The following is a 12539-nucleotide window of genomic DNA, read 5'->3' as shown; positions in this document are numbered from 1 at the left end:
ACGCCACCCTTACTTTCACTCACGCACCTGCACGCATGACCGTTCGAATCGTCCACGGAGGCAATCTGCACGAAGCGGCGCAACGCTACGGCATTCCCTATGGACAATGGCTCGATCTGTCGACGGGCATCAATCCGCACGCTTATCCGGTGCCGCCCGTTCCTGCTGACGCCTGGCGCCGTCTGCCCGACGAGGATGATGACTTCGCCGCGTGCGCCGCGCGGTATTACGGCGCGCCAGATGCGCTGCATGTCTTGCCGGTCGCCGGCAGCCAGACCGCGATCCGCGCATTGCCCGCGCTGCTGCCTCGCGCCAGTGTCGCCGTTGCTGCGCTGACCTACAGCGAATACGCGCCCGCCTTCGAACGCGCGGGTCATCGCATCGTGCCGCTCGATCTCGCGTGGGACGTACTGCCCGAAGACGTCACGCACATCGTCGTTGCGAATCCCAACAATCCGACTGCGGATCGTTTATCAGCGGCAAAACTGCTGCAATGGCACGCGCAACTCGTGGAGCGCGGCGGAACCCTCGTGGTGGATGAAGCGTTTGTTGACGCGTATGACGATGAGCTTGCCAACGGATTTGGCGAAGGATTTGTCAGCTCGGTTGCCACGTCGCTTGTCAACGCACGTGCCCAACCAGGACCGACATCTTCGCTCGCCGCATTCACCTCACGCGCGGGTCTCGTGGTGCTACGCTCGCCAGGCAAGTTCTTCGGTCTCGCCGGTGCGCGCGCTGGTTTCGTGCTGGCCGCAACGCCGCTGCTCGACGCGCTGCACGACGTGCTCGGGGCATGGACGGTCAGCGGCCCCGCGCGTCATGCAGTCAGTGCCGCGTTTGACGATCTTGCATGGCAACGCGACATGCGCACCCAACTCGCCAAAGACAGCGCGCGACTCACGGCCTTGTTGCAGGCGCAACGTTTCGCATCGCGCGGCACGCCGCTGTTCGCGTGGACCGCCGACGCACGCGCAGCCGCCTTGCATCATCAACTTGCGCTGCGTGGTATCTGGACGCGCCTCTTTTCAGCAGACGGCAGCGTGCGTTTCGGTTTGCCGGGCACCGAGGCGCAATGGCAACGCCTCGAGGCAGCGCTCGTCGAAAGTGTGCAGGCACTCGATCGCACCACGGAGCAAACCACTCGTGACCCACGCACCTGAATTTCACAGCACGCTTCACCTTTCCAGATGATTCGACCCATCCGTTCCACCCGGCTGCTCTGCGTTCTGTTCATCGCCTCCACGTTCGTGTTGGCATCGCAGGCGCACGCCGCACTCACCGTCACCGACGACAGCGGCGCACCCGTCACGCTCGCGGCGCCGGCGCAACGCGTCATCAGCCTCGCGCCGCACGTCACCGAGCTGATCTACGCGGCGGGCGGCGGCAGCCGTGTGGTCGGCGCCGTGTCATACAGCGACTACCCACCCGAGGCCAGACAGGTTCCGCGCGTAGGCGACAACACGGCACTCGACCTCGAACGCATCGCCGCGCTCAAACCCGATCTGATCGTCGTCTGGCGGCATGGCAACGCGCAGGCCGAACTCGAACGTCTGCGCGACCTGCACATCCCCACGTTTTATAGCGAGCCGCATCGCCTCGACGATGTGGCCGTCACGCTGACGAAGCTCGGTACGTTGCTCGGCACATCGGTCACGGCGGACGCAGCGGCTGCCGCCTACCGGCGAGACATCGAAAAGCTGCGCGCTCAGTACGCAAACCGGCCGCCTGTGAGCGTGTTTTATCAGGTATGGGATCGGCCGTTGATGACGCTCAACGGCACGCATATGGTGAGCGACGTCATCACGCTATGCGGCGGCCGCAACGTGTTCGCGCAGCTTCAGCCGCTGGTGCCGACGGTCTCCACGGAAGCGGTGCTGGCGGCGAATCCCGAAGCGATCGTCACCTCCGCCCAGGGGGCGACGAAGCCGGATACGCCGTTGCCGCAACTGGATAACTGGCGCGCGTGGCCGAGCCTCAAGGCAGTGACGCGCAACAACCTGTTCGCCATCGACGGCGATCTGATCGACCGGCCCACGCCGCGTCTCGCGCAAGGCGCGGCGCGACTCTGCGAAGATCTGGAGGTGGCGCGTTCACGCCGGCCGGCGGGTCAACCGTAACGACGCGGAATCGTCACGCGTTCACACGTTCCAGCGCACCAGCGACCATTGCTGCGACTCATCGTGACGCCGCAGCCATACGACGGCGCCCATATCCAGCGACCAATGCAAGGCGCGATCCACCGGCACGTTCAGCACCAGCGACGCGATCACGCGAATCACGCCGGCATGCGTGACCACATAGGCAGGCGACAGCTCACGGGTCTGCGCAAACGCATCGAGCCACGTCTCCACGCGCGAGACGAACTGCGCGACGCTTTCGCCGCCGTGCGTGCGCGCGTGCTGAAAGTCGGCGGCCCAGTCGTCGATCAGCGCAGGATCGACGTCCTCCCAACGCTGCTGCTCCCACGCGCCGAAATTCATTTCCTTCAGACTGTCATCAATACTCAGCGGACAGCCGAAGTCGTTCGCCATCGCGGTGGCCACGGTCGCACAGCGTGTCAGAGGACTCGACAGCAACACGCGCGGCGGCGGCACCTGCAAGGTGGCGAGCCGCATCGCGAGCGTGGCGGCGGAAGCTTCGGGGTCGTCGACGAGCGGCACATCGCTGTGTCCGTAACACACGCCGGCGTCGACCGCGACTGCTGGGTGACGAATCAGGACGATATCCATGCGAGCCCCGCCAGATAAATGGCCAGTTCGAAGATCTGCTGCGCAAAGCCGAGACAGTCGCCGGTGTAGCCGCCAATGCGTCTGACGAAATACCGGCCGAGCAGCAGGCGCAGCACCAGAAGCATGACGAGCGCCACGCAGCCGAAGCGCCAGTCCGGCCAGAACAACGCGGGCAGACCGAATACTGCAGCCCACGCAAACGGCGCGCCACTCAGCCGCTGCGCGACGGGTTTGGCCTTGCCCTCGGGACGAACATAGTCGAGCGTGGCGAGGTAGCTGATCGCAAACGCGCGGCTCGCGGCGTGTGCGGCAATCATCAGACCTGCGGCCCGATCAGGCGGCAACGCTGCGAGCGTTTGCCACTTCAACGCCAGCGCGATCACCAACGCGATGGCGCCAAAAGCACCGATGCGCGAATCATGCATGATCCGCAACACGTCGGCGCGCGAATATGCGCCACCGAACGCATCGCAGCAATCCGCAAGACCGTCTTCATGGAAGGCACCCGTGAGCAGCAGCGTCGCCGTCATCGAGAGGATCACCGAGACGCCATGCGGAAACACGTGCAGCGCGGCGAGATAGACGAGCGCCGCCAATCCCCCGACCAATAGACCGACGAGCGGGAAATAGCGCGCCGCCGCGTTCAGATAATGCGGCTCGTAACCGACCCAGCGCGGCACCGGCACGCGCGTGAAGTAACCCAGCGCCGTGAAAAAGTAACGGAGTTCGGCGCGCGGGTTCATGTCGGGACGGTGAGCGTCAAGCGGCGATCAGGTGTCTGCATCGTGGGCATCGTGCGCATTGTGTATTCGCATCAAGCATCAAGCATCGCGATCGGCCACGCCGGCCGATTCGAAACTCGCCATCTCGTTCACGAACGCGACCGCCGCGCGCAACAACGGAATGGCGAGTGCCGCGCCCGTGCCCTCGCCGAGCCGCATGTCGAGCGCAAGCAGCGGCGTTGCGCCGAAATGATCGAGCATGCGCCGATGCCCCGCTTCATTCGATGCATGCGCAAACACACAATACTCGCGCACATTGGGTGCGAGCGCGTCGGCCACGAGCAGCGCGGAGGTTGCGATGAACCCGTCCACCAGAATCGTCATGCGTGCTTCGGCGGCCGCGAGATACGCCCCCGCCATCATTGCGATTTCGAAGCCGCCGAAGGTGGCCAGTACGTTGATTGCATCCGCGGCTTCGGTGCTCGATGCATGCCGCGCCAACGCCGCGGCCAACACGTCGCGCTTCTTTACGAGGCCCGCGTCGTCGAGCCCGGTGCCGCGCCCAACGCAATCATCAATGGGTACGCCACAAAGACGGCTCATCAGACACGCTGCCGCTGAAGTATTGGCGATGCCCATCTCGCCGAAGCCGATCACGTTGGTGCCGAGCGCCGCGTGATGCCGCACGCGCTCGGCGCCGGCGTGCATCGCAAGGAGCGCCTGTTCGCGGCTCATCGCAGGCTCGTGTGCGAAGTTGCGAGTACCCGCGGCGACAGGAATATCCACGAGACCTTCGGCATGCGGCAAGGGCGAGGCCACGCCGGCGTTGATCACTTCGAGCGTCGCGCCCGCCACCCGGCTCAAGGCATTGATCGCTGCGCCACCGGCCAGGAAGTTCAGCACCATCTGCGCGGTGACGGCCTGCGGATACGGGCTCACGCCTTCTGCCGCGATGCCATGATCACCCGCGAACACGAGCATGACCGGACGCGTGACGGTGGGATGCGTGGTGCGCTGGATCAGCCCCATCTGACGTGCGATGCTTTCGAGCTGGCCAAGGCTGCCAGGCGGCTTGGTTTTCGTATCAATGAGATGTTGCAGCGTGGCGCGCAGCGTTTGATCGAGCGGCTCGACAACGGGCAAGGCGGTTGATGAAGTCATGGGCGGTCGGATTAAAGACTAGGTTTTGAGTGTTCGTTCGCGGAACCGCGGCATGCAGGCGCGTGTGTCACGCAACCGGCCCCGCGTCACCGCGCGTGTTGCCGTGCGGACGCGGCGCCGGCACCAGCGCTTCGTGGTCGCCGTCCTGCAACAGCATCAGCGGATAGCCGAAAGCGCGGCTGGCGAGCGCGGGCGTGAGCACCTCGCGTGCCGGACCGGCATAGGCCATTCCCGCACCGTCGAGCAGCAGCGCATGCGTTGCGAAACGGCGCGCGAGATTCAGGTCATGGCACGAAAACACCACTGTACGCCTCGGCTCCCTGGCCCAGGCACTGAGTGCTTCGAGGCAGTCTATCTGGTGACGCAAGTCCAGATGCGTGAGCGGCTCGTCGAGCAGCAGCAATGGCGCATCCTGACAGAACGCGGCGGCCAGCGCGACGCGCTGCCGCTCGCCGCCCGACAGCGACAGCACATCGCGTGAGGCGAAGCCGCGTAAATCGAGCAGATCGAGCGCGGCGTGCGCAGCGGCGCGGTCTTCGGGACGCTCCCAACCCCACCCCGTGAGATGCGGAAAGCGGTTCAGCATGACCATCTCGAGTACGCTCGTGCTGAACGCATCATGCGCGCTTTGCGGCATCAAGGCGCGGCGCCGCGCCAGCGCGACCGGCGACCAGCCAGCGAGCCGCGTACCGTCGAGCTCCACATGTCCCTCAGCGGGTTGCAGCAGACCCGCCAGCGCGGAAATCAGTGTCGTCTTGCCCGCGCCGTTTGGACCGGCGATGCACCATACCTCGCCGGGATAGAAGGTGTGCGTGAAGCTCGCGAGCAAGGTACGCGTGCCGGCGCGCAACGTGATGCGCTGCGCGCTGAGCGTGGCCTGTGCATTGGGCGACGAGTTGGTCATGGGGCGTGTCGTCATCGTGACCTGCGCAGCAGCATCCATAGAAACAGCGGCACGCCGATCAGCGCGGTAATCACGCCCACCGGCAATTGCGCCGGCGCGATCACGGTGCGGGCGATCAGGTCCGCACCCATCACCGCGGTCCCGCCGCCGAGCGCGGCAGCAGGCAACAGCATCCGTTGATCGTTGCCGAACGCGAGCCGCAATGTGTGCGGCACCACGAGACCGACGAAGCCAATGGTTCCGCCGGTGGTCACGGCAGCCGCCGCAGCCACCGACGCAATCAGATAGACACGCAGACGCAAACGCACGACTGGCACCCCCAGCGACTGCGCCGCCGCATCGCCGCGCAACAGCACGTTGAGTTGCGGCGCGGCCGGTACGATGGCCACGAGCACGACGACGAGCGAGACGAGCGCGAGAGCTGGCGTGCCGCTCGCGCTGAGATCGCCCGTCAGCCAGAACAGCATGCCACGCAGCCGGTCATCGGGCGCGAGCGTCAGTAACAGCGTGATCAGCGCACCCCACCCTGCCGCGATCACGGCGCCCGTCAGCAACAAACGTGGCGACGTGTCCTGCGGCTCACCCCGCCACAACTCGCGGCGCGCAAGACCCAGCACAAGCAGGATCGAGACGAACGCACCCGCCAGCGCGCTCGCATCGACGAGCCACCATGCACAGCCCACGATCATCGCCAGCAGCGCGAAGCTGGCCGCGCCGCCGGACACGCCGAGCACATACGGTTCAGCCAGCGGGTTGCGCAACAGCACCTGCAACAACGCGCCCGCCACTGCGAGCAACGCGCCGCAGGCGAAGCCAGCCAACGCGCGCGGCAAACGCAGCGTGCGCACGATCTCGCCGGCTAGGTCGCTCTGCGCACCCGGCACGGCGTGCGACGGCAACAGTGCCGTGAGCACATGCGACGGTGTGAGCGACACACTGCCGAGCGCGAGCGAGGCCATCAGCACGACCAGCGCCAATACGGCGAGCACGCACCAGATCACGGCAGCGCGCCTCGCGTGCATCACGGGCAGGGTGCGCAGGGAGAGGCGGTTCATCGACGCGGCTCCGTGGCCGCGGTAGCGTTGCCATCGCGGTCCATGTCGTCCGGCATGGCTGCATGAGTTGCAGCGCGTGCGATCATTACAACCACATGGCGTGAGATACGTGCAGGCGAACTCATGGTCCTTGTCGAAGAGTGTCGAAGAGATATGGAATTGCCGCGCTCAGCTAGCACGCTTTCGTGACGCGTCGATGCACATGCAATGTCACGATGCCCTGGCCACGTCCCTCGCGTCTCACCGCTCGTGCGCCGCTCATGCGTCGAATAACCGGCTTGCAGCTGCAACGTGGACACACGGATCGGCCACACGCTGAATGGAATCCGCGTGGACGGGCGCAACAGTGCGCATGATGCATCAAACGCTAAACATCAGAGGGAACGTCCTGCGCGGATGACCCGTTTGCGCACGATATGACTCACGCAAACCTTTGCGTGATGACCGCATCACCGTCAGGCATGTTCCGTGCACGCGCTTCGTGTGTAGCAGACCCGCGCCCGGCTCCCCGTTCATCTCTGGATTCATTCTCGTGAGGCCATATTCTGCCTTCCCACCGGCCGCGTGGAATGGCACACTCGCGGCTTTATAGTTGAACTTTGCACGCGGGCTAATCTGCCGTCTTAACTCCACACGAAAGAGATATTCGTGTGTGGATATTAAAGTGTCGCAAGTTTATGAGTGGCCACACAGACCGTCAAGAAAGGGGCAAAACAGCTTTCTTGCGTGGCGCGAGATTCCTGTTTTGGTACTGATGATGCAGACCGTCGGCAAAACACCGGCAGACCGTTACCAGGACTCGTCGCGCACGAATCGGGGTAACGTCCCTGCGATTTCGGCCAACGGAAGTCTGCATAAAGCGATGCTGTTACGTCTCGAAACGAGACAATTGTCGGAACCTGCGATATTCCGCGCTAAAATGCGATGTCTTTAGAGGACGCAGCACATGCTCACCGAACTCGAAACACTTTCACAAAATATCGGCAAGCTGATCGCGATCAGCCAGCGCCACAATGAAGCGCGTCAGGCGCTCGAAGCGCAGCTCGCCGGCGTGCGCGCGGAATCCGAGGCAACGCGCGCAGAGCTTGCCCAGATGCGTGAGGAACGCGACGCGCTGCAAGCAGAGCGTGACGCGTTGTCCGCCAAGATCGACGACGCCCAGGTGCGCCTGAACGCGATCCTCGAAAAACTGCCGCGTGCGCGTGCTCATAGTGAGCCGGATAACCAGCTCGACCTGCTCTCAGCCGAGCACGATTCGGAGCATGGCTCGGGCTCGCATGCACAGCACGCCGAGCAAGCCGATAGCGAAGTCACCCGCCACGGAGAAAATGCATGACCACCAAGCAGATCGAAGTATCGATTCTCGGCCAGCCCTATCGTCTTGCCTGCTCGCCTGAAACCGAAGCTGCGCTGCTCGAAGCGGTGGCACGGGTGGACGCCGAGATGTCGAAGATCCGCTCGAACAGCAACGTACGTGGCCTCGATCGCATTGCTGTCATGGCTGCGCTCTCGCTGGCATCGGAACTGCTTAAGCTGCAAGCCAGCGTCCGTCATGGAGAAGCGTTTCCCGCCGAGGAAATCCGGCGTACAATGCATCAGATGAACGAACAGCTCGGTACTGTCATCCAGCAGTACAGCATTCAGTAAAAAGGTTTAAAGTGCATGCTTCGGTTGGCCGCACGGTCAACCGCGAATTCAAACCTGTTGCATGAGCGGACTTCAACCAGTCCCAGCAAACGTTTGAGTTCAATCGGTTTAGCTTCCCTGCCTGGTTCGCCAAGGTCATATATTCCTTGAACCAATGCCATGTGCACGGTTGCGGAAATTTGTAGCACGGGTGTGCGCGTCACTCTGTCTGATGTACCCGAAGTGCTGCTAACTGCGACCAATTCTGAACCTCCGGTTCAGGATGCCGGCCTAGCGGCTAAGGCGGGGACCTTATCTAACGGCATCGGACTTGTGTCCGGTGCCGTTTTTCTTTGGGGCGCCGGTTTTTTGACTGGTGTCGGGGTGTTCAACCCGATTTGTTCAACTCACGTTCATTTCGATTCATGCGCTACTGGCTAATGAAGTCCGAACCGGACGAAGCAAGCATCGACGACCTCGCCAACGCACCGCGCCACGTTTTGCCGTGGACCGGTGTGCGCAACTATCAGGCGCGCAATTTCATGCGCGACACGATGAAAGTGGGGGACGGGGTGCTGTTTTATCACTCGAGCTGCCCCGAACCCGGCATTGCGGGACTCGCGGAGGTGGCCTCGAGCGCCTATCCCGACCCGACCCAATTCGATCCGAAGAGCCCGTACTACGATCCGAAATCGACGCAGGAAACACCGCGCTGGTTGCTGGTCGACGTCGAGTTTAAAAAGAAAGTGTCATTGATTCCGCTCGCCGCATTGCGTGAGCACAGTGAACTGGCGGACATGCGGGTGCTCGCCAAAGGCAACCGCCTGTCGATCACGCCCGTGACCGAAGCCGAATGGCGCTTCATCACGAAGCGGCTGGTTTGAGGTTGTGAACCCGCTGTCGTGGCGGGCTCGATACTGCCGCCGCTTGAGGTTGCCAATCGGTTTGCCATAGCGGCGACGCGGGTTGGCGCCGCATTAGCCCCGCGTTGGCCCCGCTTTGCCCCCGCTTTGCCCCATGTGCCGCTTGCGTGACACCGCGCCGCCGCATTAGCCCCGCGTTGGCCCCGCTTTGCCCCCGCTTTGCCCCATGTGCCGCTTGCGTGACACCGCGCCGCCGCATCTGCCAGGTGGCATTGGGGAACCAAGCCACTCAGCCACGTGCCTAATCCGGCGCGAAATGCGCGGGCCCGATCTTTGCACGGGCCGCCGTTTTGCACGGTTTCGCCCCAAGGCATCGTGCCTGATCTGTTGAAGCAAGGAGTCAAGCAATGAACCAGAAAAACGTACGTGCCATCGCGCTCGCCGTGGCCATCGCCGCCCCGCTCGCGCTGACGCTCGTACCCTCCGCCGCGCGTGCGCAGGCCGTCGTGCAGGCGCAGCCTGCGGGTGTGTTGTCGCTGAATGCGCAAGCCAGCGCCGAGGTGCCACAGGACGTCGTCAACATCACGCTGTTCTACGAGCAGGAAGCGAGCGATCCGTCCGTCCTGACTACGTCACTGAACCAGCGCGCGGATGCCGCGCTTCGCCAGGCAAAGGGCGTGAGCGGCGTGACTGCCCGCACCGGTTCGTTCTCCATTGCACCGTCCACCGATCGCGATGGGCGCATCTCGGCATGGCGTGGCCGCACGGAAGTGGTACTCGAATCGCATGATTTCGCTGCGGCGTCGAAACTGGCCGGGCAGATGGCGTCGAACATGCAGGTTGGCAACGTGCAGTTTTCGCTGTCGCCGGAAGCACAGCGCGCGGCTGAGCAGAAACTGACCGGCGACGCGATTGCCTCGTTCCGTCAACAGGCCGGCTCCGCCGCGCAGGCATTTGGCTACAGCGGTTATTCGATTCGCGAAGTGAACGTCGGGCAGAACGGTGTGATGCCGCGCCCCATGATGATGATGAGCGCCCGCGCAATGGGCGCCGATGCCAAGGCGGCCGCGCCGCTGCCGCTCGAAGCGGGGACCTCGACGGTGACGGTCACGGTGTCGGGCTCGGTGCAGATGAAGTGAGTTGAAGGGGCCATGCGGGCGCGTTGTTTCGCGCCTGCAGTAGAAACGCCACGGCATGCACTTTGAAATCCGGCATGCGTGAAAAGCAGAGCATAGAAAGGACAAAGGGCGCCGAAGCGCCCTTTCGCAGCGACGGCAGGCTTGTCATCGCCGTATTGCCGCCCTGGCTTCTTCGACGCCGGAGCGGAAGAAGTCTCGGAGGAACCTCTTGCGAGGCACGCTCAAACTATAGCGCGAGTTCTCTACTACCTCAACTCGCCCTCACCGCCTTATTCCCCACCTCTTCACGCGCCTTGCGCCGGTAAGCCCACACGAGCATCCACACGCCTGCGATGATCATCGGCAGCGACAGCCATTGGCCCATCGAGAGACCCATCGCCAGCAAGCCCAGGAAGTCGTCCGGCTCGCGCGCGAATTCCACCGTGAAGCGGGCCAGCCCGTAGCCGATCAGGAATACCGCGGAAATCGCGCCCATCGGACGCGGCTTGCGCGAGAAGAACCACAGCACGAAAAACAGCGTGATGCCTTCCAGCGCGATCTCGTACAGCTCCGACGGGTGGCGCGGCAGCATGTGGTACTGCGCGAAGATTTCGTTCAGATGCCACTTCGCTGCCAGATCCGGGTGCCGGGTCAGCCAGATCGCGTCGTCGTTCGAAGCGCCCGGAAACATCATCGCCCACGGCGCATTCGGATCGGTCACGCGGCCCCACAACTCGCCGTTGATGAAGTTGCCAAGCCGGCCCGCCGCAAGCCCGGTGGGCACCATCGGCGCAACGAAATCGGTGACCTGCAGCCACGAGCGTTTGCGCTGATACGCGAACAGCACCATCGCCAGCGTCACGCCGAGGAAGCCACCGTGAAACGACATGCCGCCTTCCCACACCTTGAAGATGTCGAGCGGATGCGCGAAATAGTAGTCTGCCTTGTAGAACAGCACGTAGCCGAGACGGCCGCCGAAGATCGTGCCGAGCACGCCGTAAAACAGCATGTCGTCGATGTCCTTGGCAGTCCAGCCTTGCGCAGCCACGTAGGGCAGCCGCAGGCGCAGACGGCCGACGACGATCGCCAGAATGAAGCCCACCAGGTACATCAGGCCGTACCAGCGGACGGCGAGAGGCCCCAGATGAATCGCGATCGGGTCGAAGTTGGGATGAATGTGCATCGTGTTGTTATGGGCAGTTCAGGTTCAGAAAACGGTTTGTATCAAGGCCAGCGGCCAGGCAGCCCGCGAGGCGTCCACCATGCCATGTAGTGAAAGCGCAAAGAGCCGCAGTGTAAGCCCTCCAGCTTTCATTCAGTCAGCATGCGCCGATGGCTTGGCCAGCAACGCGGCCTGCGTTTCGACGCTGGCCGCATGCGCCCGCACCACGTCGATGAAGCCGGCCAGCACCGGACTCACCTGCGCCGTGCGCCACACGAGACCCGTCTCGACGGCCGGCACCGATTCGCGCAGCGGCCGGTACACCACTCCCGTGCGCCGCAGGTTACGCAGCGATTGCGGCACCAGCGCGACACCCATGCCCGCCGACACCAGGCTCACGATGGTCTGCATCTGGATGGCCTCTTGCCCAATGCGCGGCGTGAGGCCGGCGACGCCATAGCAATCCATAATGATGTCATAAAAGCCAGGCGCGAGACGGCGCGGGAAAATCACCAGCGGCGCATCGGCCACGTCGCGCAGACTGAGCGGCGTATCGCGCCACTCGGCGACGGTCGACGCGCCACGGCCTTCGAGGCGCGAGGCCATCTCCGAAGACATGGCGATCACGAGCGGTTCACGCGCGATGGACAGCCACGACAACTGCGCCGCGTGTCGCGGCGGCAGCGGCGCGATGACGAGCCCGGCGTCGATGCGGCCCGCCACCAGTTCGTCGAGTTGCACGTCGCTGGTCGCCTCAGTCAGTTGCAGCCGCACGCGCGGATGACCGATGCCATACTCGCGCAGCAACAAGGGCAGCAGGCCGTAGTCGGCGGTCGAAACGAAGGCCAGCGACAGCACCCCCGCCTCCCCGCGCGCCAGGCTCTGGGCCAAGGGACGCAGCGCTTCCGCGCTTGCCAGCAGGCGCTGCACTTCGGGCAGCAGGTCCGCGCCCACCTGCGTCAATTCCACGGAACGCTTGGTGCGGGCGAACAGCGTCACGCCGAGGGTCTCTTCCAGCGCACGGATGGCCTGCGAAAGCGGTGGCTGCGTCATCGCAAGGCGCGCGGCTGCCCGTCCGAAGTGCTTTTCTTCGGCGACGGTCACGAAATAGCGCAACTGGCGCAGATCGGGGGCGGCAGGCTGCATCGACGATATCTTCTTCGACCTAATCAGCGGCCAATAATACCTTGGGCGCTCGC

At 63.9% G+C, this 12539-nt stretch carries 13 protein-coding genes and 1 other RNA gene; 7 read left to right on the top strand and 7 right to left on the bottom strand.

Going from position 1 to position 12539, the window contains the following annotated elements:
- Nucleotides 1-35: 35 nt before the first annotated feature.
- Together D0B32_RS20830 and D0B32_RS20825 are read left to right on the top strand one after the other, a co-directional pair.
- A complete protein-coding gene (locus D0B32_RS20830) occupies nt 36-1160 on the top strand; it encodes a threonine-phosphate decarboxylase (RefSeq protein WP_117336162.1) in 1125 nt (374 codons plus the stop codon).
- A 27-nt stretch (nt 1161-1187) separates the two neighbouring features.
- Complete coding sequence (locus tag D0B32_RS20825) at nt 1188-2117, top strand: cobalamin-binding protein (protein WP_117336161.1); 930 nt, start codon at nt 1188-1190, stop codon at nt 2115-2117.
- Nucleotides 2118-2138: 21 nt separating this feature from the next.
- On the opposite strand, the gene cobC is transcribed toward D0B32_RS20825, so the two are convergent.
- From cobC to D0B32_RS20800, 5 genes are all read right to left on the bottom strand, one after another.
- A complete protein-coding gene (cobC, locus tag D0B32_RS20820) occupies nt 2139-2729 on the bottom strand; it encodes an alpha-ribazole phosphatase (protein WP_117336160.1) in 591 nt (196 codons plus the stop codon).
- Nucleotides 2714-3472, bottom strand: a complete 759-nt coding sequence (locus D0B32_RS20815; protein ID WP_117336159.1) for an adenosylcobinamide-GDP ribazoletransferase — start codon at nt 3470-3472, stop codon at nt 2714-2716. The genes cobC and D0B32_RS20815 overlap by 16 nt, the downstream gene beginning before the upstream one ends.
- Nucleotides 3473-3550: 78 nt before the next feature.
- The gene (cobT, locus tag D0B32_RS20810; RefSeq protein WP_117336158.1) at nt 3551-4612 is read right to left on the bottom strand and encodes a nicotinate-nucleotide--dimethylbenzimidazole phosphoribosyltransferase; all 1062 of its coding nucleotides are present in this window, start codon (nt 4610-4612) and stop codon (nt 3551-3553) included.
- A gap of 67 nt (nt 4613-4679) precedes the next feature.
- Complete coding sequence (locus tag D0B32_RS20805) at nt 4680-5531, bottom strand: ABC transporter ATP-binding protein (protein WP_404935569.1); 852 nt, start codon at nt 5529-5531, stop codon at nt 4680-4682.
- Nucleotides 5528-6571 carry an iron ABC transporter permease gene (locus D0B32_RS20800; RefSeq protein WP_117336156.1) on the bottom strand — a complete coding sequence of 348 codons (1044 nt, stop codon included), beginning with the start codon at nt 6569-6571 and terminating at the stop codon, nt 5528-5530. The genes D0B32_RS20805 and D0B32_RS20800 overlap by 4 nt, the downstream gene beginning before the upstream one ends.
- Nucleotides 6572-7517: 946 nt before the next feature.
- On the opposite strand from D0B32_RS20800, the gene D0B32_RS20795 reads away from it, so the two are divergent.
- The 5 genes from D0B32_RS20795 (at nt 7518) to D0B32_RS20775 (ending at nt 10199) form a co-directional block, all read left to right on the top strand.
- Nucleotides 7518-7907, top strand: a complete 390-nt coding sequence (locus D0B32_RS20795; protein ID WP_117336155.1) for an ATPase — start codon at nt 7518-7520, stop codon at nt 7905-7907.
- Complete coding sequence (locus D0B32_RS20790; RefSeq protein WP_117336154.1) at nt 7904-8218, top strand: cell division protein ZapA; 315 nt, start codon at nt 7904-7906, stop codon at nt 8216-8218. Before D0B32_RS20795 ends, D0B32_RS20790 begins: the two co-directional genes overlap by 4 nt.
- A 111-nt stretch (nt 8219-8329) precedes the next feature.
- A non-coding RNA gene (ssrS, locus tag D0B32_RS20785) (6S RNA) lies at nt 8330-8511 on the top strand.
- A gap of 111 nt (nt 8512-8622) precedes the next feature.
- Nucleotides 8623-9081 (top strand): EVE domain-containing protein, encoded by a 459-nt coding sequence (locus D0B32_RS20780; RefSeq protein ID WP_117336153.1) that lies wholly within the window; start codon nt 8623-8625, stop codon nt 9079-9081.
- Between the two features lie 386 nt (nt 9082-9467).
- Entirely contained in the window at nt 9468-10199 is a 732-nt protein-coding gene (locus D0B32_RS20775) for an SIMPL domain-containing protein (RefSeq protein WP_117336152.1), read from the top strand.
- A gap of 250 nt (nt 10200-10449) precedes the next feature.
- On the opposite strand, the gene lgt is transcribed toward D0B32_RS20775, so the two are convergent.
- Together lgt and D0B32_RS20765 are read right to left on the bottom strand one after the other, a co-directional pair.
- A complete protein-coding gene (lgt, locus tag D0B32_RS20770) occupies nt 10450-11361 on the bottom strand; it encodes a prolipoprotein diacylglyceryl transferase (protein ID WP_117336151.1) in 912 nt (303 codons plus the stop codon).
- A gap of 132 nt (nt 11362-11493) precedes the next feature.
- Nucleotides 11494-12486 (bottom strand): LysR family transcriptional regulator, encoded by a 993-nt coding sequence (locus tag D0B32_RS20765; RefSeq protein WP_117336150.1) that lies wholly within the window; start codon nt 12484-12486, stop codon nt 11494-11496.
- Nucleotides 12487-12539 lie beyond the last annotated feature (53 nt).

Origin of the sequence: Paraburkholderia sp. DHOC27 (assembly GCF_003429005.1) — a bacterium.
In the GTDB taxonomy this organism is placed as follows: Bacteria; Pseudomonadota; Gammaproteobacteria; order Burkholderiales; family Burkholderiaceae; genus Paraburkholderia.
Note: the sequence above shows the minus strand (reverse complement) of the source record. Positions and strands in the feature narration are given on the sequence as shown.

What these genes read in the sequence shown, in the direction of transcription:
- D0B32_RS20830 (WP_117336162.1), top strand. Translation starts at nt 36, where the DNA reads ATGACCGTTCGAATCGTCCACGGAGGCAATCTGCACGAAGCGGCGCAA.
- D0B32_RS20825 (WP_117336161.1), top strand. Translation starts at nt 1,188, where the DNA reads ATGATTCGACCCATCCGTTCCACCCGGCTGCTCTGCGTTCTGTTCATC.
- cobC (WP_117336160.1), bottom strand. Translation starts at nt 2,729, where the DNA reads ATGGATATCGTCCTGATTCGTCACCCAGCAGTCGCGGTCGACGCCGGC.
- D0B32_RS20815 (WP_117336159.1), bottom strand. Translation starts at nt 3,472, where the DNA reads ATGAACCCGCGCGCCGAACTCCGTTACTTTTTCACGGCGCTGGGTTAC.
- cobT (WP_117336158.1), bottom strand. Translation starts at nt 4,612, where the DNA reads ATGACTTCATCAACCGCCTTGCCCGTTGTCGAGCCGCTCGATCAAACG.
- D0B32_RS20805 (WP_404935569.1), bottom strand. Translation starts at nt 5,531, where the DNA reads ATGACGACACGCCCCATGACCAACTCGTCGCCCAATGCACAGGCCACG.
- D0B32_RS20800 (WP_117336156.1), bottom strand. Translation starts at nt 6,571, where the DNA reads ATGAACCGCCTCTCCCTGCGCACCCTGCCCGTGATGCACGCGAGGCGC.
- D0B32_RS20795 (WP_117336155.1), top strand. Translation starts at nt 7,518, where the DNA reads ATGCTCACCGAACTCGAAACACTTTCACAAAATATCGGCAAGCTGATC.
- D0B32_RS20790 (WP_117336154.1), top strand. Translation starts at nt 7,904, where the DNA reads ATGACCACCAAGCAGATCGAAGTATCGATTCTCGGCCAGCCCTATCGT.
- D0B32_RS20780 (WP_117336153.1), top strand. Translation starts at nt 8,623, where the DNA reads ATGCGCTACTGGCTAATGAAGTCCGAACCGGACGAAGCAAGCATCGAC.
- D0B32_RS20775 (WP_117336152.1), top strand. Translation starts at nt 9,468, where the DNA reads ATGAACCAGAAAAACGTACGTGCCATCGCGCTCGCCGTGGCCATCGCC.
- lgt (WP_117336151.1), bottom strand. Translation starts at nt 11,361, where the DNA reads ATGCACATTCATCCCAACTTCGACCCGATCGCGATTCATCTGGGGCCT.
- D0B32_RS20765 (WP_117336150.1), bottom strand. Translation starts at nt 12,486, where the DNA reads ATGCAGCCTGCCGCCCCCGATCTGCGCCAGTTGCGCTATTTCGTGACC.